Origin of the sequence: Agromyces kandeliae (assembly GCF_009674665.1) — a bacterium.
Lineage (GTDB): Bacteria > Actinomycetota > Actinomycetes > Actinomycetales > Microbacteriaceae > Agromyces > Agromyces kandeliae.
This window is the reverse complement of the sequence record NZ_WKJD01000006.1, coordinates 28,328-44,702: the sequence shown is the minus strand read 5'-3', so window position 1 is coordinate 44,702 and position 16,375 is coordinate 28,328. Positions and strand designations below refer to the sequence as shown.

Annotated in this window: 15 protein-coding genes; 13 read left to right on the top strand and 2 right to left on the bottom strand. The window is 73.0% G+C overall.

What is annotated here, in order from left to right:
- Window positions 1–38 precede the first annotated feature (38 nt).
- From miaB to dapF, 3 genes are read left to right on the top strand one after another with little or no spacing between them, the layout of a single operon-like run.
- On the top strand, window positions 39–1,625 hold the full coding sequence (gene miaB, locus GJR97_RS02555; RefSeq protein ID WP_229275954.1) for a tRNA (N6-isopentenyl adenosine(37)-C2)-methylthiotransferase MiaB: 1,587 nt from the start codon (window positions 39–41) through the stop codon (window positions 1,623–1,625).
- 1 nt (window position 1,626) lies between these two features.
- Complete coding sequence (gene miaA / locus GJR97_RS02550) at window positions 1,627–2,547, top strand: tRNA (adenosine(37)-N6)-dimethylallyltransferase MiaA (protein WP_324613055.1); 921 nt, start codon at window positions 1,627–1,629, stop codon at window positions 2,545–2,547.
- 28 nt (window positions 2,548–2,575) lie between these two features.
- The gene (dapF, locus tag GJR97_RS02545; protein ID WP_154344975.1) at window positions 2,576–3,457 is read left to right on the top strand and encodes a diaminopimelate epimerase; all 882 of its coding nucleotides are present in this window, start codon (window positions 2,576–2,578) and stop codon (window positions 3,455–3,457) included.
- Window positions 3,458–3,511: 54 nt separating this feature from the next.
- On the opposite strand, the gene GJR97_RS02540 is transcribed toward dapF, so the two are convergent.
- Window positions 3,512–4,123, bottom strand: coding sequence for a class I SAM-dependent methyltransferase (locus GJR97_RS02540; protein WP_154344974.1), 612 nt, complete (start codon window positions 4,121–4,123; stop codon window positions 3,512–3,514).
- Window positions 4,124–4,163: 40 nt separating this feature from the next.
- On the opposite strand from GJR97_RS02540, the gene hflX reads away from it, so the two are divergent.
- The 3 genes from hflX (at window position 4,164) to metE (ending at window position 9,281) form a co-directional block, all read left to right on the top strand.
- Window positions 4,164–5,693 carry a GTPase HflX gene (gene hflX / locus GJR97_RS02535; RefSeq protein ID WP_154344973.1) on the top strand — a complete coding sequence of 510 codons (1,530 nt, stop codon included), beginning with the start codon at window positions 4,164–4,166 and terminating at the stop codon, window positions 5,691–5,693.
- 259 nt (window positions 5,694–5,952) lie between these two features.
- Window positions 5,953–6,945 carry a methylenetetrahydrofolate reductase gene (locus tag GJR97_RS02530; RefSeq protein WP_154344972.1) on the top strand — a complete coding sequence of 331 codons (993 nt, stop codon included), beginning with the start codon at window positions 5,953–5,955 and terminating at the stop codon, window positions 6,943–6,945.
- The gene (gene metE / locus GJR97_RS02525) at window positions 6,942–9,281 is read left to right on the top strand and encodes a 5-methyltetrahydropteroyltriglutamate--homocysteine S-methyltransferase (protein WP_154344971.1); all 2,340 of its coding nucleotides are present in this window, start codon (window positions 6,942–6,944) and stop codon (window positions 9,279–9,281) included. Before GJR97_RS02530 ends, metE begins: the two co-directional genes overlap by 4 nt.
- Window positions 9,282–9,370: 89 nt before the next feature.
- Here the strand turns inward: metE and lexA are convergent, their stop codons facing one another.
- The gene (lexA, locus tag GJR97_RS02520; protein ID WP_324613139.1) at window positions 9,371–10,048 is read right to left on the bottom strand and encodes a transcriptional repressor LexA; all 678 of its coding nucleotides are present in this window, start codon (window positions 10,046–10,048) and stop codon (window positions 9,371–9,373) included.
- 271 nt (window positions 10,049–10,319) lie between these two features.
- Between lexA and GJR97_RS02515 the strand changes: the two genes are divergently transcribed.
- The 7 genes from GJR97_RS02515 to GJR97_RS02485 all read left to right on the top strand — a co-directional run bounded on the left by GJR97_RS02515 (window position 10,320) and on the right by GJR97_RS02485 (window position 16,370).
- Entirely contained in the window at window positions 10,320–10,700 is a 381-nt protein-coding gene (locus tag GJR97_RS02515; protein ID WP_154344969.1) for a LysM peptidoglycan-binding domain-containing protein, read from the top strand.
- 61 nt (window positions 10,701–10,761) lie between these two features.
- Window positions 10,762–11,856 (top strand): histidinol-phosphate transaminase, encoded by a 1,095-nt coding sequence (locus GJR97_RS02510; protein WP_324613053.1) that lies wholly within the window; start codon window positions 10,762–10,764, stop codon window positions 11,854–11,856.
- Between the two features lie 44 nt (window positions 11,857–11,900).
- The gene (hisB, locus tag GJR97_RS02505; protein ID WP_154344968.1) at window positions 11,901–12,515 is read left to right on the top strand and encodes an imidazoleglycerol-phosphate dehydratase HisB; all 615 of its coding nucleotides are present in this window, start codon (window positions 11,901–11,903) and stop codon (window positions 12,513–12,515) included.
- Window positions 12,512–13,150 (top strand): imidazole glycerol phosphate synthase subunit HisH, encoded by a 639-nt coding sequence (hisH, locus tag GJR97_RS02500; RefSeq protein WP_324613052.1) that lies wholly within the window; start codon window positions 12,512–12,514, stop codon window positions 13,148–13,150. The genes hisB and hisH overlap by 4 nt, the downstream gene beginning before the upstream one ends.
- Window positions 13,151–13,262: 112 nt before the next feature.
- Complete coding sequence (gene priA, locus GJR97_RS02495; protein WP_154344967.1) at window positions 13,263–14,009, top strand: bifunctional 1-(5-phosphoribosyl)-5-((5-phosphoribosylamino)methylideneamino)imidazole-4-carboxamide isomerase/phosphoribosylanthranilate isomerase PriA; 747 nt, start codon at window positions 13,263–13,265, stop codon at window positions 14,007–14,009.
- The gene (locus GJR97_RS02490; protein ID WP_154344966.1) at window positions 13,993–14,829 is read left to right on the top strand and encodes an SseB family protein; all 837 of its coding nucleotides are present in this window, start codon (window positions 13,993–13,995) and stop codon (window positions 14,827–14,829) included. The genes priA and GJR97_RS02490 overlap by 17 nt, the downstream gene beginning before the upstream one ends.
- A 116-nt stretch (window positions 14,830–14,945) precedes the next feature.
- The gene (locus tag GJR97_RS02485; protein ID WP_154344965.1) at window positions 14,946–16,370 is read left to right on the top strand and encodes a pyridoxal phosphate-dependent decarboxylase family protein; all 1,425 of its coding nucleotides are present in this window, start codon (window positions 14,946–14,948) and stop codon (window positions 16,368–16,370) included.
- The last annotated feature ends 5 nt before the right edge of the window (window positions 16,371–16,375 follow it).

Below are 16,375 nucleotides of genomic sequence, written 5' to 3'. Positions count from 1 at the left end.
CGTAGACTGGTGCGATCATGAGCACCATTCACGAGGCGATGCCCGCGACCGCGGAGCCCGACGCCGCCGATCCGGACGCGCCCCGCACCTACGAGGTCCGCACCTTCGGGTGCCAGATGAACGTGCACGATTCGGAGCGACTGAGCGGCTCGCTCGAGGCCGCGGGGTACGTGCCCGCCGACGGCGCGGAGCCCGACGTCGTCGTGATCAACACCTGCGCAGTGCGAGAGAACGCCGACAACAAGCTCTACGGCAACCTCGGCCACCTCGCCGGCGTGAAGCGCCGCCACGCGGGCATGCAGATCGCGGTCGGGGGGTGCCTCGCCCAGAAGGACAAGAACGTCATCCTCGAGAAGGCGCCGTGGGTCGACGTCGTCTTCGGCACGCACAACATGGGTTCACTGCCGAGCCTGCTCGAACGCGCTCGTCACAACGACGAGGCGCAGCTCGAGATCCTCGATGCCCTCGAGGTCTTCCCCTCGACCCTGCCGACCAAGCGGGACTCGACCTACTCCGGCTGGGTGTCCATCTCGGTCGGCTGCAACAACACCTGCACGTTCTGCATCGTGCCGGCACTCCGCGGCAAGGAGAAGGACCGCCGACCGGGCGACGTCCTCGCCGAGGTGCAGGCGCTCGTCGACGACGGCGCGATCGAGGTGACCCTGCTCGGACAGAACGTGAACTCGTACGGGGTCGAGTTCGGCGACCGCCAGGCGTTCGGCAAGCTGCTCCGTGCGGCCGGCGAGGTCGACGGCCTGGAGCGCATCCGCTTCACCAGCCCGCACCCGGCCGCCTTCACCGACGACGTCATCGATGCGATGGCCGAGACGCCGAACGTGATGCCCCAGCTGCACATGCCGCTGCAGTCCGGCTCGGACCGCATCCTCAAGGCCATGCGCCGGTCCTACCGCTCGGAGAAGTTCCTCGGCATCCTCGACCGCGTGCGCGCCAAGATCCCGAACGCCGCGATCTCCACCGACATCATCGTCGGCTTCCCCGGCGAGACCGAGGAGGACTTCCGGGAGACGCTCCGGGTGGTCGAGGCCGCGCGCTTCGCCTCCGCGTTCACGTTCCAGTACTCCATCCGGCCCGGTACGCCCGCGGCGACCATGGAGGACCAGGTCCCGAAGGAGGTCGTGCAGGAGCGCTACGAACGCCTCATCGCCCTGCAGGAGCGCATCTCGTGGGAGGAGAACCAGAAGCTCGTCGGCACCGCCGTCGAGGTGCTGGTGTCCACCGGCGAGGGCAAGAAGGACGCCGAGACGCACCGCCTGAGCGGTCGCGCGGAGGACAGCCGGCTCGTGCACTTCGAGGTGCCCGAGGGTTCCGACCTCCCGCGACCGGGTGACGTCGTCTCGGTCGAGATCACGCAGGCCGCGCCGTTCCACCTCCTCGCCGACTCGATCGACGGAGCGCCGCTGCGCATCCGGCGGACGCGCGCGGGCGACGCGTGGGACCGGGCGCAGGCCGAGAGCTGCGGCGTGCCGGCGGTGCCCGGAGCCGCGGCATCCGCGGCGGGGCGGGTCTCGCTGGGGCTGCCGTCGCTGCGCGTGGCCGGCGAGCCGCTGACGAGCCCGGGCGTCGGCACCATGCCGATCTACGACCCCGCCGACGGCCAGCGCTGACGTGACGCTGATCGCGGTCGTCGGCGCCACGGGCACCGGCAAGTCGCGCTTCGCGCTCGACCTCGCGCACGCGATCGCCGCCACGGGCGGCGTCGCCGAGGTCGTCAACGCCGATGCGATGCAGCTCTACCGTGGCATGGACATCGGCACCGCCAAGCTCTCGGAGGGCGAGCGCGAGGGGGTCCCGCATCACCTCCTCGACGTGCTCGACGTCACCGACGAGGCATCCGTCGCCGCCTACCAGGCCCACGCTCGCCGCGTCATCGACGAGATCTCGTCGCGCGGCGGCGTCGCGCTCCTGACCGGAGGCTCCGGTCTGTACGTCTCGAGCGTCATCCACGACCTGCGCTTCCCCGGGACGGACGCGGCGATCCGTGCGCGCCTCGAGGCCGAGCTCGAGGAGGTCGGGCCCGGCCTCATGCATCGACGGCTGCGCGAGCTCGACGCCGAGACGGCCGCCGGCGTCGACCCGCAGAACGGACGCCGGATCGTCCGCGCACTCGAGGTCATCGAGCTCACCGGCGAGCCGAAGGCCGCGCGGCTGCCGGACGAGCCCGTGGCCTGGCGGCCGCACCGCATCGTGCACCTCCGCGCCGACCGGGCCGAGCTCGTCGCCCGGCTGGACGCCCGCGCAGCGGGCATGTGGGCGGTCGGGCTCCTCGACGAGGTGCGCGGGCTCATCCCCGCGGGTCTCGAGCGGGGCGTGACCGCTCGCAAGGCGATCGGCTACGCGCAGGCGCTCGCTCAGCTGCAGGGGCGGATGACCGAGGCCGACGCGATCGCGGAGACGCAGGCGCTCACCCGGACCTACGCCCGGCGGCAGGTCGGATGGTTCAAGCGGTACGCCGCGGCAGCCGTCGTCGACGCCGGAGACCCGGCGGCGTTGGCCGCCGAGGTGACGCGGCAGGCGAGCGGCGACTGAGGCGTTCCGCGCTCCCTAGACTGGTGCGATGGCGTTCGATCTGCGCTTCACCAAGGGCCAGGGCACGGGCAACGACTTCGTGCTGTTCAGCGACCCCGAGGGTGACCACGAGCTGTCGCCCACGCAGATCGCGGCGGTGTGCGACCGGCGCTTCGGCGTCGGCGCCGACGGCGTGATCCGGGCCGTCCGCTCGGATCGGCTCGCCGACGGCGCCGGCGCGCTCGCGGAGGACCCGCAGGCGACGTGGTTCATGGACTACTGGAACGCCGACGGCAGCGTGTCCGAGATGTGCGGCAACGGCATCAGGGTGTTCGTGCGCTACCTCGTCGACCAGGGGCACGTCGCCCCCTCGGGCGACGAGTGGATCGCGATCGGCACGCGGGCGGGTGTCCGTCGGGTCCGCGTGACCGGCGCCGGGTTCGAGGCCGACCTCGGCGTGTGGCGCCTCGACGGCGGGGAGCCGCTGGTGCGCGCCAAGAACCTGCCCGTCGCGCGCCCCGGCCTCGGCATCGACGTCGGCAACCCCCACGTCGTGGTGGCGCTCGCCGACGACGACGAGCTCGACGGGCTCGACCTGGCGTACCTGCCGATCCTGGAGCCGCAGCCGCAGGCGGGCGCGAACGTCGAGTTCGTCGTCCCGGCCGAGCCGCTCGTCGAGGGCGGGCGCGGGCGCATCCGCATGCGCGTGCACGAGCGCGGTTCGGGTGAGACGCTCTCGTGCGGCACGGGTGCGGTCGCCGCGGCGCTCGCCGTCCGGTACTGGGCGGGCGAGCACGCCCCCGACACGTGGGTCGTGCAGGTTCCGGGCGGGGCGCTCGGCGTGCGCATGGAGTCGCGACCCGACGGGGAGCACGTGCTGCTCTCCGGGCCGGGCGAGCTCGTCTTCGACGGGGTGCTGGCCCTGGCCTGAGCCGGCGGGCACGGCGCCGGCACGGATCGCGGCCACCGGGATCGCGGGTCGCCGTCAGGCGTCGCGCGTCACCGTGAGCACGCGGAATCCCTTCGAGGTGGCCGCCCGCTCGACGGTCCATCCGTCGCCGAACTCCTCGTCGAGCCAGCGCTGCAGCGAGTCCGAGCCGAGGTTCTTCTGCACGACGAGCCACGCCGTGGCGCCCGCCTCGAGGCGTGGCAGCCATCGACGCAGCAGGGCGTGCAGCTCGGCCTTGCCGATCCGGATGGGCGGGTTCGACCAGATCACCGAGAATCGGAGGTCGTCGGGAACATCGGCTGGGATCGCGGCGTTGACGTTGTCGAGCCCGAGCCGCCGGACGTTCCGGCGGACGAGGTCCAGTGCACGCTCGTTGACGTCGACCGCCCACACCGTGGCATCCGGCGACTGGAGGCCGAGCGTGAGCGCGATCGGGCCCCAGCCGGCGCCGAGGTCGAGCAGGTGGCCGGCGGCGGGAGCCGTCGGGACCTCGCCGAGGAGTACGCGGGTGCCGAGGTCGACGTGGTCGGGGCTGAAGACGCCGCCGGCGGTCTGCACCTCGACGTCGCGGCCGGCGAGTCGCACCTGGACGGTCCGGAGCGCCGCCCGGTCGGCGGGCTTGGACGAGAAGTAGTGCTCCTGCGGCATACGGGGAAACCTATCGCAGGCGAACGGAAGTAGGCTTGACATGATGAACGACGCGGCACCCGAGACCCACGACGACGCGGTCGAGCGCGTGCTGCGCAGCGCCGACGCCCGAGCGGGCGTGTCCCGGTTCGGCGGGTCCGACGCCGCGTCCATCCAGCGCGCCGGTCTCGCCGAGCGCGACGACGGCGGCTTCGACGGCGAGCAGTACGACCGCGACGCCCGCGCGGCGCTCCGCCGCGTCGGCGGCCTCTCGACCGAGCTCGAGGACGTCACCGAGGTCGAGTACCGGCAGCTTCGACTCGAGAACGTCGTGCTCATCGGGGTCTACCCGCAGGGCTCGCTGGAGGACGCCGAGAACTCGCTCCGCGAGCTCGCCGCCCTCGCCGAGACGGCCGGCGCCCGCGTGCTCGACGGCGTCCTGCAGCGCCGACCGCACCCCGACCCCAGCACGTACCTCGGCCGCGGCAAGACCGAGGAGCTCCGGCACGTGGTCGCCGCGCTCGGCGCGGACACCGTGGTCGCCGACACCGAGCTCGCTCCGAGCCAGCGCCGTGCGCTGGAGGACGCGGTCAAGGTGAAGGTGATCGACCGCACGGCCGTCATCCTCGACATCTTCAGCCAGCACGCCAAGAGCCGTGAGGGCAAGGCGCAGGTCGAGCTGGCCCAGCTGGAATACCTGCTGCCGCGCCTGCGCGGCTGGGGTGAGTCGATGTCCCGCCAGGCCGGTGGCCAGGTCGGCGGCGCAGGCGCGGGCATGGGCTCCCGCGGTCCCGGTGAGACGAAGATCGAGCTCGACCGTCGCCGCATCCACTCGCGCATGGCGAAGCTCAGGCGGCAGATCGCCGGCATGAAGCCCGCTCGCGAGGCGAAGCGTGCCAACCGCAAGCGCAACGCCGTGCCTTCGGTCGCCATCGCGGGATACACGAACGCGGGCAAGTCGAGCCTGCTCAACCGCATCACGGGCGCCGGCGTGCTCGTCGAGAACGCGCTGTTCGCGACCCTCGACGCGACCGTCCGCCGCAACACGACCGCCGACGGACGCGTGTACACGATCGCCGACACGGTCGGCTTCGTGCGCAACCTCCCGCACCAGCTCGTCGAGGCGTTCCGGTCGACGCTCGAGGAGGTCGGCGACGCCGACCTGATCGTGCACGTCGTCGACGCCGCGCACCCCGACCCCGCCCAGCAGATCGCGACCGTGCGCGACGTCATCGGCGAGGTCGGCGCCCGCGACATCCCGGAGCTCGTCGTCTTCAACAAGGCCGACCTCGTGACGCCCGAGGACCGGCTGGTCCTGCAGGGCCTCGAGCCGAACGCCGTGTTCGCCTCCGCGCGCACGGGCGAGGGCGTCGCCGCGGTGCTCGCCGCGATCGGGCGCATGCTGCCCGACCCCGCGGTCGAGGTCGACCTCCTGGTGCCGTACGACCGCGGCGACGTCGTGTCCGCGCTGCACGAGAGCGGCCGCGTGCTCTCCACCGACTACCTCGAGGACGGAACGCGCATCAGGGCGCTCGCATCGCCCGAGCAGGCCGCGCAGCTCGAGGAGTTCCGCGCCGCGGCGCTGGCGTAGCATCCGCGGCCCCACCCGGCACCGCACCGCACCGCGCCTCGCGGCACGACCATCCGAGTCACTCGTCGTAACACCGGCAGCGGATGCCCCCGACCCGGCGTATCGTCGCACCTGATCGTGGCGAGCGGCCGGATGCCGCCCGCCTGGAGCGACCGCCGAGCCCGGCACCCGCCCGCGAGACCCACCTGCCGTTCCGGCCGGTCGGGCGCGGCGTGCCGCGCACTCGGCCTCCCCGGAGCTGCTCGCCACCTGGAGCGACATGACCGGAACCGAGCCCGACGGCGTCGCCGCCCGGCCGCGCGTGCCGATCTCGTTCGAGCTGTTCCCGCCGCGGACGGACGCCGCGGCGATCGCGCTCGGCCGCACCATCGACCGGCTCGCCGAGGTCGACCCCGCGTTCATCTCGGTGACCTTCGGTGCCGGCGGCTCGAGCCGCGACCGCTCGCTCACGGTGCTGCGCTACATGCTCGAGCACACGAGCGTCGAACCGATGGCGCACCTCACGTGCGTCGGATCGAGCCACGCGGAGGCGAACCGGCTCGTCCGCGAGTTCCTCGACGCGGGCATCACGAGCTTCCTCGCGCTCCGCGGCGACCCCCCGGCCGGGGCCGCTGACGCGGAGGACGCGATCGGCGACCTGCACAGCGCCGCCGAGCTCGTGCAGCTGATCCACCGCGTCCAGGAGGAGCGCGAGCCGTTCGGACAGTCGCGCATCCCCGGAATGCCCGGAGTGACCGCGATCCGGGACCGTCCCCGCCCCGAGCGCGTCGCCGTGGCGGCCTTCCCGAGCGGCCACCCGCGTTCGCGCGGGTCGAACCAGGACGTCGACGTGCTCCTCGCGAAGGAGGTCGCGGGCGCGAACCTGGCCATCACGCAGCTGTTCTGGCACGCCGACGACTACCTGGCATTCGTGCAGCGCGCCCGGGCCGGCGGCGTGACCATCCCGATCCTCCCGGGCATCATGCCCGTCACGACGCTCTCCCGGCTCGCCCGCCTCGAGCAGCTCACCGGCGTTCCCGCGCCCGCCGGGCTCGCGATCGACCTCGAGATCGAGCCCGACGCCGACGCCCAGTTCGAGCTCGGCGTCGCGTACGCCGCGGACCTGGCCGCCGTCGTGCTCGCGGGCGGCGCCCCCGGACTCCACCTGTACACCTTCAACCGCCACGAGGCCGTGCTCGCCGTGCTCGACCGGCTCGGCCTCGCCACCGCCCACGCCCACGCGGGCACCGAGAGGAACACGAGAGAACGATGACCGCACCCGAATTCCCCACCGGAACGATCCTCGGCTACCCGCGCATCGGGCGCCGCCGCGAGCTCAAGCGCGCCGTCGAGGCGTTCTGGGCCGGTCGGATCGACGCCGCCGAGCTCGGGCGCACCGCGGCGGGGCTTCGCGCCGCGACGCGCGAGCGCCTCGCCGAGCTCGGGCTCGGCCGCACCGACTCGGCGATCCCCGAGTCGTTCTCGTACTACGACCAGGTCCTCGACGCCGCGGTCGCCGTCGGCGCGGTCCCCGCGCGGTTCGAGCGCCTGCTCGACGAGGACGGCCGGCTCGACCTCGCCGGGTACTTCACCGTCGCCCGCGGGGAGGGCGCCGACGCACCGCTCGAGATGACGAAGTGGTTCGATTCGAACTACCACTACCTCGTGCCCGAGATCGGCCCCGAGACCGCATTCGCCGCGCACGCCGACGCACTCGTCGCGCAGGTCCGCGAGGCGCGCGAGGCCGGCTTCGTCACGCGCCCGGTCCTCGTCGGCCCCGTCACGTTCCTCCTGCTGGCGAAGGCGGCGGATGGCGCGCCGGAGGGCTTCCGCCCGCTCGACCGACTCGCGGACCTCGTGCCGGTCTACCGCACGCTGCTCGCCGAGCTCGCGGCCGCCGGCGCCGAGTGGGTGCAGCTCGATGAGCCCGGTCTCGTGAGCGAGAGCCTCGACGAGCCGCGCGAGCGCGTGCTCGAAGCGGTCGCCGGGGCCTACGACGCGCTGGGTGCGGACGACGCACGTCCGGCGATCTTCGTCGCGGCACCCTACGGCGACCTCGCCGAGGCGCTGCCCGTGCTCGCGGCGGCCCCGGTCGAGGCCATCGGGTTCGACCTCGTCCGCGGCGACGTGCCCGCGCAGCTCGACCCGGTGACCGAGGAGGCCCTCGCCGTGAAGACGCTCGTCGCCGGCGTCGTCGACGGTCACAACATCTGGCGCGGCGACCTCGCCCACGCGTTCGCGCGTGCCGAGGCGCTCCGCTCGGTCTCGGGCTCGGTCGCCGTGTCGACCTCGACCTCGCTCCTGCACGTCCCGCATGACGTCGACGAGGAGACCGCGCTCGATGCGCGTCTCCTGAGCTGGCTCGCGTTCGCCGACCAGAAGGTCGCCCAGGTCGCCGCGCTCGCGCGCGGACTGTCCGAGGGGCGCGACGCGATCGCGGCCGACCTCGATGCGGCGTCCGCCGCCCTCGCCGACCGTGCCTCGGCACCGGGCGTCCGCGTGCCCGCCGTGCGGGGCCGCCTGGCCGCCCTCGACGCGACCGCGTTCACGCGCGCCGGGTACGACGATCGCGTCGCCGCGCAGGAGGACCTCGCGCTGCCGGCCCTCCCGACCACCACGATCGGCTCGTTCCCGCAGACGGCCGACATCCGCCGCGCCCGCGCACGGCTCGTGAAGGGCGAGCTCACGGACGCCGCCTACCGCGAGCTCATGCGCGAGGAGATCGCTCGCGTCATCCGCCTGCAGGAGGACCTCGGCCTCGACGTGCTCGTGCACGGCGAGCCCGAGCGCAACGACATGGTGCAGTACTTCGCCGAGCTCCTCGACGGGTTCGCCGTCACCCAGCACGGCTGGGTCCAGTCGTACGGCTCGCGATGCACGCGTCCGTCGATCCTGTGGGGCGACGTGTCGCGCCCCGCGCCGATGACCGTCGAGTGGTCGACGTACGCGCAGTCGCTCTCGGAGAAGCCCGTCAAGGGCATGCTCACGGGGCCGGTCACGATCCTCGCGTGGTCGTTCGTACGCGACGACCAGCCGCTCGGCGACACCGCCCGACAGGTCGCGCTCGCGCTCCGCGACGAGATCGGCGACCTCGAGGCGGCCGGCATCCGCGTGATCCAGGTCGACGAGCCCGCACTCCGCGAGCTGCTGCCGCTGAAGCGCGCCGACCAGCCCGCGTACCTCGACTGGTCGGTGGGATCCTTCCGCCTCGCGACGGGCGGCGCGGCCCCGGCCACGCAGGTGCACACGCACCTCTGCTACTCGGAGTTCGGCGTCGTCATCGACGCGATCCGCGAGCTCGACGCCGACGTGACCTCGATCGAGGCGGCGCGCAGCCGCATGGAGGTCGTCGGCGACCTGGCGGCGAGCGGGTTCGACCACGGCGTCGGGCCGGGCGTCTACGACATCCACTCGCCGCGCGTGCCGAGCGTCGACGAGGTGCGCTCGCTCCTCGAGCGCGCGGTCGACGGCGTGCCCGCCGGGAGGCTCTGGGTGAACCCCGACTGCGGGCTGAAGACCCGCGGTTACGACGAGACGGTCGCGTCGCTCGCGAACATCGTCGAGGCGACGCGCTCGGTGCGCGAGGGGGTCGCGGTCGCGACGGCCTGATCCGAGTGGGCGGGGGCGGATGCCGCGGGGCGAGCCCGAGGCATCCGCCCCCGTCGTCGGTGACGGGCCCGGGTTCGGCCCCGGGTTCGCTAGACCGTGCGGAGCACGGCGACGACCTTGCCGAGCACCTCGGACTCGTCGCCGAGGATGGGCTCGAACGCCGAGTTGCGGGGGAGCAGCCAGGTGTGGCCGTCGCGCTGGCGGAAGACCTTGACGGTGGCCTCGCCGTCGAGCATCGCCGCGACGATCTCGCCGTTCTCGGCCGTCCGCTGCGAGCGGACCACGACCCAGTCGCCGTCGCAGATGGCGGCGTCGATCATCGAGTCGCCGACCACCTTCAGGATGAACAGCTCGCCCTTGCCCACGAGCTGGCGGGGGAGCGGGAAGACCTCCTCGATCTGCTGCTCGGCGGTGATGGGCACGCCGGCGGCGATGCGCCCGACCAGGGGGACCATCGCCGCGTCGCCGACCGGTGCGGGCTCGACCGACGCCGGCCGGTGCTCCGCCCCGGGCACGTCGATGAGGATCTCGAGCGCACGGGGGCGGTTCGGGTCGCGCCGCAGGTACCCGGCGAGCTCGAGCTGGTTCAACTGGTGCGTCACGCTCGAGAGCGAGGAGAGTCCGACGGCGTCGCCGATCTCGCGCATGCTCGGCGGGTAGCCGCGGTCGGCGACCGAGCCTCGGATCACGTCGAGGATCGCGAGCTGCTTCGGGCTCAGCGTCTTGCGCCGACGCGACCGGCCGCCCGCGCCGCGTGCCTGGTCGATGTCGATGCTCACGTGCCTCGCCTCTCGTCGGGACCTCGTCGGCCCGGATGTCGGTGGTCGATGTTCGACTGTCGTCGGACATTCGAAACTGTATCCGCCTCGCACACGCGCGACAAACATCCGTTCGAGTGTGTCGCGGAATCCGGGCCGGAAATCCCACACTCCGGTGCTTGCAGCTTCGATTGTTCGAAGATATATTCGGAACACAGCTTCGCATCCGGCCCTCCCGGCCGAGGGCCGGATGCGCAGCTGGAAGCCCGGGAGGTGCGGAATGAGTGCAGTGGTGATGGGGGCCGCGAGTGCGGCACCGGCGATGCCCGCGTTCGGGTCGACGACCCCGCGCACCCGGCTGAGGCTCACCAAGCGCGGCCGCGCCGTCGTCACGGGTCTCGCTGCACTCCCGCTGGTGGTCGGCGTCCTGGTCGGCGTGCTCTCGAGCGGCGGCGCGGTCGCCGGGATCGAGGGCGGTCGCGCCGGGACGACGTTCGAGACCGTCGAGGTCGGTGCCGGAGACACGCTGTGGGGCATCGCCGAGGCGATCGCGCCGTCGTCCGACCCGCGCGACGTGATCTACGAGATCATGCGCCTGAACGGCCTCGACGATGCCGTCGTCCAGCCCGGCCAGCGCCTCGTGCTTCCCACCGTCGGCTAGCCGCCGGCAGCCTGCGACGCCGACGCCGAAACACGACGAGGCACGCGGATAGCATTGGTCGGTGACGAGTCTCGACGACCTGCCCATCCGCGACGACCTCCGCGGCAAGTCCCCCTACGGCGCCCCGCAGAAGCACGTGCCCGTCGCGCTCAACGTCAACGAGAACACGCATCCGATCCCCGATGACGTCGCGCACGACATCGTCGCGCGCGTCGCGGCCGCGATCATCGGGCTGAACCGATACCCCGATCGCGAGTTCACCGAACTCCGCACCGCGCTCGCGCGCTACCTCGGCCACGACCTCGTGCCCGAGCAGCTCTGGGCGGCGAACGGCTCGAACGAGGTCCTGCAGCACGTGCTGCAGGCGTTCGGCGGGCCCGGCCGCACCGCGCTCGGCTTCGGGCCCACGTACTCCATGTACGGACTCCTCTCGTCGGGCACCGGCACCGGGTGGATCGCCGCCGACCGCGACGGCGACTTCGAGCTCCCACCCGAGACCGCGGTCGCGGCGATCGAGCGCCACGATCCCGACATCGTGCTGCTCTGCTCGCCGAACAACCCCACCGGCACGCCGCTGTCCCTCGAGACGATCGCCGCGGTCGCCGATGCCGCACGCGGCGTGGTCGTCGTGGACGAGGCGTACCAGGAGTTCGCCGACCCGGGCACGCCGAGCGCATTGACGCTCCTCGAGGGGCGGCCGAGGCTCCTCGTCTCGCGGACCATGAGCAAGGCGTTCGCGTTCGCCGGGGCTCGCGTCGGCTACCTCGCCGCCGACCCCGCCGTCATCGACGCCCTGCGCCTCGTGCGCCTGCCGTACCACCTGTCGGCACTGACCCAGGCGGCGGCGCTCGGCGCCCTCGCGCACGCCGGCGAGATGCTCGCAATGGTCGACGAGATCCGCGCCCAACGCGAGCGGATCACGCGCGAACTCCGCGTGCTCGGCTTCCACCCGTACCGCAGCGGCGCGAACTTCGTCCTCTTCGGCGGCGTCGCCGACCCGCACGCGGTCTTCGAAGCGCTCCTCGATCGCGGCATCCTGATCCGCGAGATCGGACTGCCGGGCTGCCTGCGGGTGACCGCGGGAACCGAGGCCGAGACGACGGCCTTCCTCGAGGCGATGGCCTCGTTCGCGCCGTCGACCCCCGCGAACGCCTGATCCAGCCCGGAATCCTTCCCGACCTCCCCGAATAGGATGACCCCATGAGCACCGACCGCCCCGCGCGCACCGCGCGCGTGCAGCGCGAGACCAGCGAGTCGAGCATCGACCTCTCGATCGACCTCGACGGGACCGGCACGAGCGACATCGAGACGAGCGTGCCGTTCTACGACCACCTGCTCACCGCGTTCGCGAAGCACTCGCTCACCGACCTGACCGTGCGAGCGAAGGGCGACATCGAGATCGACGTGCACCACACCGTCGAGGACGTCGGGATCGTACTCGGCACGGCGATCCGGCAGGCGCTCGGCGACAAGCGCGGCATCTCCCGCTACGGCGACGCGCTCGTGCCGCTCGACGAGGCGCTCGCGCAGGCCGTCGTCGACATCTCCGGTCGGCCGTACCTCGTCCACGCGGGCGAGCCCGCCGGCTTCGAGTTCCACCTCATCGGCGGGCACTTCACCGGCTCGATGGTCCGTCACGTGTTCGAGGCGATCACCTTCAACGCGGGACTCACGGTGCACGTCACCGTGCTCGGCGGGCGCGACCCGCACCACATCGCCGAGGCGGAGTTCAAGGCGTTCGCGCGCGCGTTCCGCCAGGCGAAGGCGTGGGACCCGCTCGTCACCGGCATCCCGTCGACGAAGGGCGCCCTGTGAGCGCCGCGCGGCGCGTCGCCGTCCTCGACTACGGTTCGGGCAACGTCCACTCGGCGGTCAAGGCGCTCGAGCGCGCCGGCGCGGAGGTCGAGCTCACCGCCGATCGCCGAGCCGTCATGGAGGCGGACGGGCTCGTCGTCCCGGGCGTCGGGGCCTTCGCGGCCGTCATGGAGGGGTTGCGTTCGGTGCGCGGTGACGAGCTCATCGACCGCCGCCTGGCCGGCGGGCGACCGGTGCTCGGGATCTGCGTGGGCATGCAGGTCATGTTCGAGCACGGCGTCGAGCGCGGCGTCGACACCGAGGGGCTCGGCGAATGGCCGGGGGTCGTCACCGAACTGCCGAGCGACGTGCTGCCGCACATGGGCTGGAACACCGTCCGGCCCGACGCGGGATCGGTGCTGTTCGAGGGGCTCGAGGACGAGCGCTTCTACTTCGTGCACTCCTACGGGGCGCAGGCGTGGAGCCTCGACGTCATCCCGCCGTTCCCGCAGCCGAAGCTGACCTGGTCCGAGCACGGCGGGCGCTTCCTCGCCGCGGTCGAGAACGGCCCGCTGTCGGCGACCCAGTTCCACCCGGAGAAGTCGTCGGATGCCGGCATCCGCCTGCTCTCGAACTGGATCCGGTCGCTCGGCTGAGGCCGGGCACGACCTCCCGAGACCTTCGATGCGTCACGGCGTTCCGGTGCGGACTAGGATGCTGTGACTGTGCCGAGGCCGCGTCGTTCGCGGCATCCGATTGAGGACAGTGATGAGTGAGTTCAGCAAGACCCCCCGCCTGGTGCTGCTTCCGGCAGTCGACGTGGCGGGAGGCAAGGCGGTCCGCCTGACCCAGGGCGAGGCGGGGACCGAGACGAACTACGGCGACCCCGTCGACGCGGCCGCCGACTGGGCCGACCAAGGGGCCGAGTGGATCCACCTGGTCGACCTCGACGCCGCATTCGGTCGCGGGTCGAACGCCGGGATCCTGAAGAAGGTCATCCGCCAGGTGCGCGGCGTGAACGTCGAGCTCTCCGGCGGGATCCGCGACGACCGCTCACTCGAGAACGCCCTCGAGATCGGCGCGAAGCGCATCAACCTCGGTACCGCGGCCCTCGAGAACCCCGAGTGGGCGGCATCCGTCATCGCCCAGTACGGCGAGGCGATCGCGATCGGCCTCGACGTCCGCGGCACGACGCTCGCCGCGCGCGGCTGGACGAAGGACGGCGGCGACCTCTGGCAGGTCATGGACCGCCTCGAGGACGCCGGGGCAGCCCGCTACGTCGTGACGGACGTCACGAAGGACGGCACGCTCCAGGGCCCGAACGTCGACCTGCTGCGGCAGATCATGGAGCGCACCCGCCGTCCCGTCATCGCGTCGGGCGGGGTGTCGAGCCTCGACGACATCGCAGCGCTGCGCCAACTCGTACCGCAGGGCCTCGAGGGCGCCATCATCGGCAAGGCCCTCTACGCGGGCGCGTTCACGCTGCCCGAGGCGCTGGATGTCGCTTCCCACTGACCCCGCGGCCGATTCCGCCGGGCGCCCGTGGGCCGGCCGGTCGTTCCAGTCGAACCCGCACGCCGCCGACGACGGGCGGATGCCCGAGGCGCTCGGAGCGGCCCTCGCCAGGTTCCGGTCCGGTGACGGCGGGCCGGCCGACGTCGTCGCCGCATTCGGCGCATCGCGCCTGCTCATCCCGCTGCTCGCCGAACTCGGCGACGGCGGGACCGAGGTCGGCGCGCACGGCCACGCCGTCGACAAGAGCCAGGAGCTCTCGATCGTCACGGTCGAGGGCCCCGACGGGCGACGGGTGCTGCCCGTGTTCGGTTCGGTCGAGGCGATGTCGCGATGGAATCCGGTCGCCCGACCCGTGCCCGCCGACGGCGTGCGCGTCGCGCTCGCCGCGGCCGACGACGGCACCGAGCTCGTCGTCCTCGACCCCGGCTCGCCGACCGAGTTCGTGCTGCGCCGGCCCGCGGTCTGGGCGGTCGCGCAGCAGCAGCCGTGGCACCCGCCCGTCGAGTCCCAGGCGATCCGGAACGCGTTCGAGCGCTCGATCGGCGGCGAGCTCGCGGTGCTCGGCGTGGACCTCGTCGCGGGCGACCCCGACGCACGGCTGCGGGGTCCCGAGCTCGTCGTCAGGCTGCGTCTCGTCGCGGGCCTCACGCGCACCGAGCTCGATGCGACGACCGCGCGGCTCGCGCGACGCTGGGCCGCGGACGACGCCATCGCGACCGGGGTGGACTCGCTCGCGGTGAAGCTCGTCGCGGGCGACGCGGGCGACGCGGGCGACGCGGGCGACGCGGGCGTCGCGGGGGACTCCGCGCCCGAGGCCTGAGCGGCCGCCCTCCGGGACGACGAACGCTCGCCTGCAGGGCCGGGCGTTGACCGCGCCCGCGCGGGGGGAGCAGGATCGGGACTGCGCGACGACGCGCGGAAGTCCAGGTGGAAACGATGTCCGACGCACGCTCACGAACGACCCCGGCTCCCGATCTCCGACCGCTCGACGACGACCTGCTCGATCTCGCCCATCGACACGCGGCGGCGTGGCTCGGCACGCTTCCCGAGCGTCCGATCCCGCCGCGTGCCGGCGTCGAGGAGGTGATGGACGCGCTCGGGCGCGAGCTGCCCGAGCACGGCGAGCCCGCCGATGCCGTCATCGACCGGCTCGCCGGGGGCGCGGAGCCCGGTCTGATCGCCATCGGGTCGCCGCGGTTCTTCGGATGGGTGATCGGCGGCACGCAGCCGGTGGCGCTCGCGGCGGACTGGTTGGTGTCGGCCTGGGACCAGAACTCCGGGCTCAGGACGATCACCCCGGGGGCGGTCGCCGCCGAGGAGATCGCGTCCTCGTGGCTCCTCGACCTGCTCGGCCTGCCGGCCGGCAGCGACGTGGGCTTCGCGACGGGCGCGACCACCGCGCAGTTCGCGTGCCTCGCCGCGGCGCGCGACGAGGTCCTCCGCCGGGTGGACTGGGACGTCGAGGAGCAGGGGCTCGGCGGCGCGCCCCGCATCCGGTGGATCGCCGGCGCCGAACGGCACGGCACCATGGACCTCGCAGCGCGCTACCTGGGGCTCGGCTCGCCGACGGCGGTCGCCAGCGACGACCAGGGCCGCATCCGAGCCGACGCGCTCGCCGAGGAGCTCGCGCGCGGCGAGGGCCCGGCCATCGTGGCGCTGCAGGCCGGCAACATCCACTCGGGAGCGTTCGACCCCTTCGCCGAGGCGTGCCGCGTCGCGCACGACGCGGGCGCATGGGTGCACGTCGACGGTGCGTTCGGGCTGTGGGCCGCGGCATCCCCGCGCCTCAGGCACCTGACGGTCGGGCTCGCCGACGCCGACTCGTGGTCGACCGACGCGCACAAGACGCTGAGCGTGCCCTACGACTGCGGCATTGCGATCGTGCGCGACTCGGCGGCGATGCGCCACGCGCTCAGCATGCACGCCAGCTACCTCCAGGCCACCGACGTCGGCGCCGATCCGCACGAGAAGGTGGCCGAACTGTCGCGTCGAGCCCGCGGCATCCCGACCTGGGCGGTGCTGCGGCACCTCGGCCGCGAGGGGATCGCGGAGCTCATCGACCGGCTCGCCGGGTCGGCGAGGATCATCGCCGACGGGCTGGCCGGGCTGCCCGGGGTCGAGGTGCTGAACGAGGTGGTGTTCACGCAGGTGTGCATCGCGCTCAAGGACGACTCGGCGACCGAGGCGCTGAGCACGGCGCTCTGGGAGGACGGCGAGGTGCTCGCGATGACCTCGCGCTGGCACGATCGGGCCGTCGTCCGCTTCTCCGTGAGCAACTGGGGCACGGATGCCGCGCAGGCGCGCCGCACGGTCGACGCCGTCGCCCGCGTGCTCGGCGGACTGCGAGCCACCGGTCGCTGACGGGG

Coding starts and splice junctions, on each gene's coding strand:
- miaB (WP_229275954.1), top strand. CDS start 39: ATGCCCGCGACCGCGGAGCCCGACGCCGCCGATCCGGACGCGCCCCGC.
- dapF (WP_154344975.1), top strand. CDS start 2,576: ATGGCGTTCGATCTGCGCTTCACCAAGGGCCAGGGCACGGGCAACGAC.
- GJR97_RS02540 (WP_154344974.1), bottom strand. CDS start 4,123: ATGCCGCAGGAGCACTACTTCTCGTCCAAGCCCGCCGACCGGGCGGCG.
- hflX (WP_154344973.1), top strand. CDS start 4,164: ATGATGAACGACGCGGCACCCGAGACCCACGACGACGCGGTCGAGCGC.
- GJR97_RS02530 (WP_154344972.1), top strand. CDS start 5,953: ATGACCGGAACCGAGCCCGACGGCGTCGCCGCCCGGCCGCGCGTGCCG.
- metE (WP_154344971.1), top strand. CDS start 6,942: ATGACCGCACCCGAATTCCCCACCGGAACGATCCTCGGCTACCCGCGC.
- GJR97_RS02515 (WP_154344969.1), top strand. CDS start 10,320: ATGAGTGCAGTGGTGATGGGGGCCGCGAGTGCGGCACCGGCGATGCCC.
- hisB (WP_154344968.1), top strand. CDS start 11,901: ATGAGCACCGACCGCCCCGCGCGCACCGCGCGCGTGCAGCGCGAGACC.
- priA (WP_154344967.1), top strand. CDS start 13,263: ATGAGTGAGTTCAGCAAGACCCCCCGCCTGGTGCTGCTTCCGGCAGTC.
- GJR97_RS02490 (WP_154344966.1), top strand. CDS start 13,993: ATGTCGCTTCCCACTGACCCCGCGGCCGATTCCGCCGGGCGCCCGTGG.
- GJR97_RS02485 (WP_154344965.1), top strand. CDS start 14,946: ATGTCCGACGCACGCTCACGAACGACCCCGGCTCCCGATCTCCGACCG.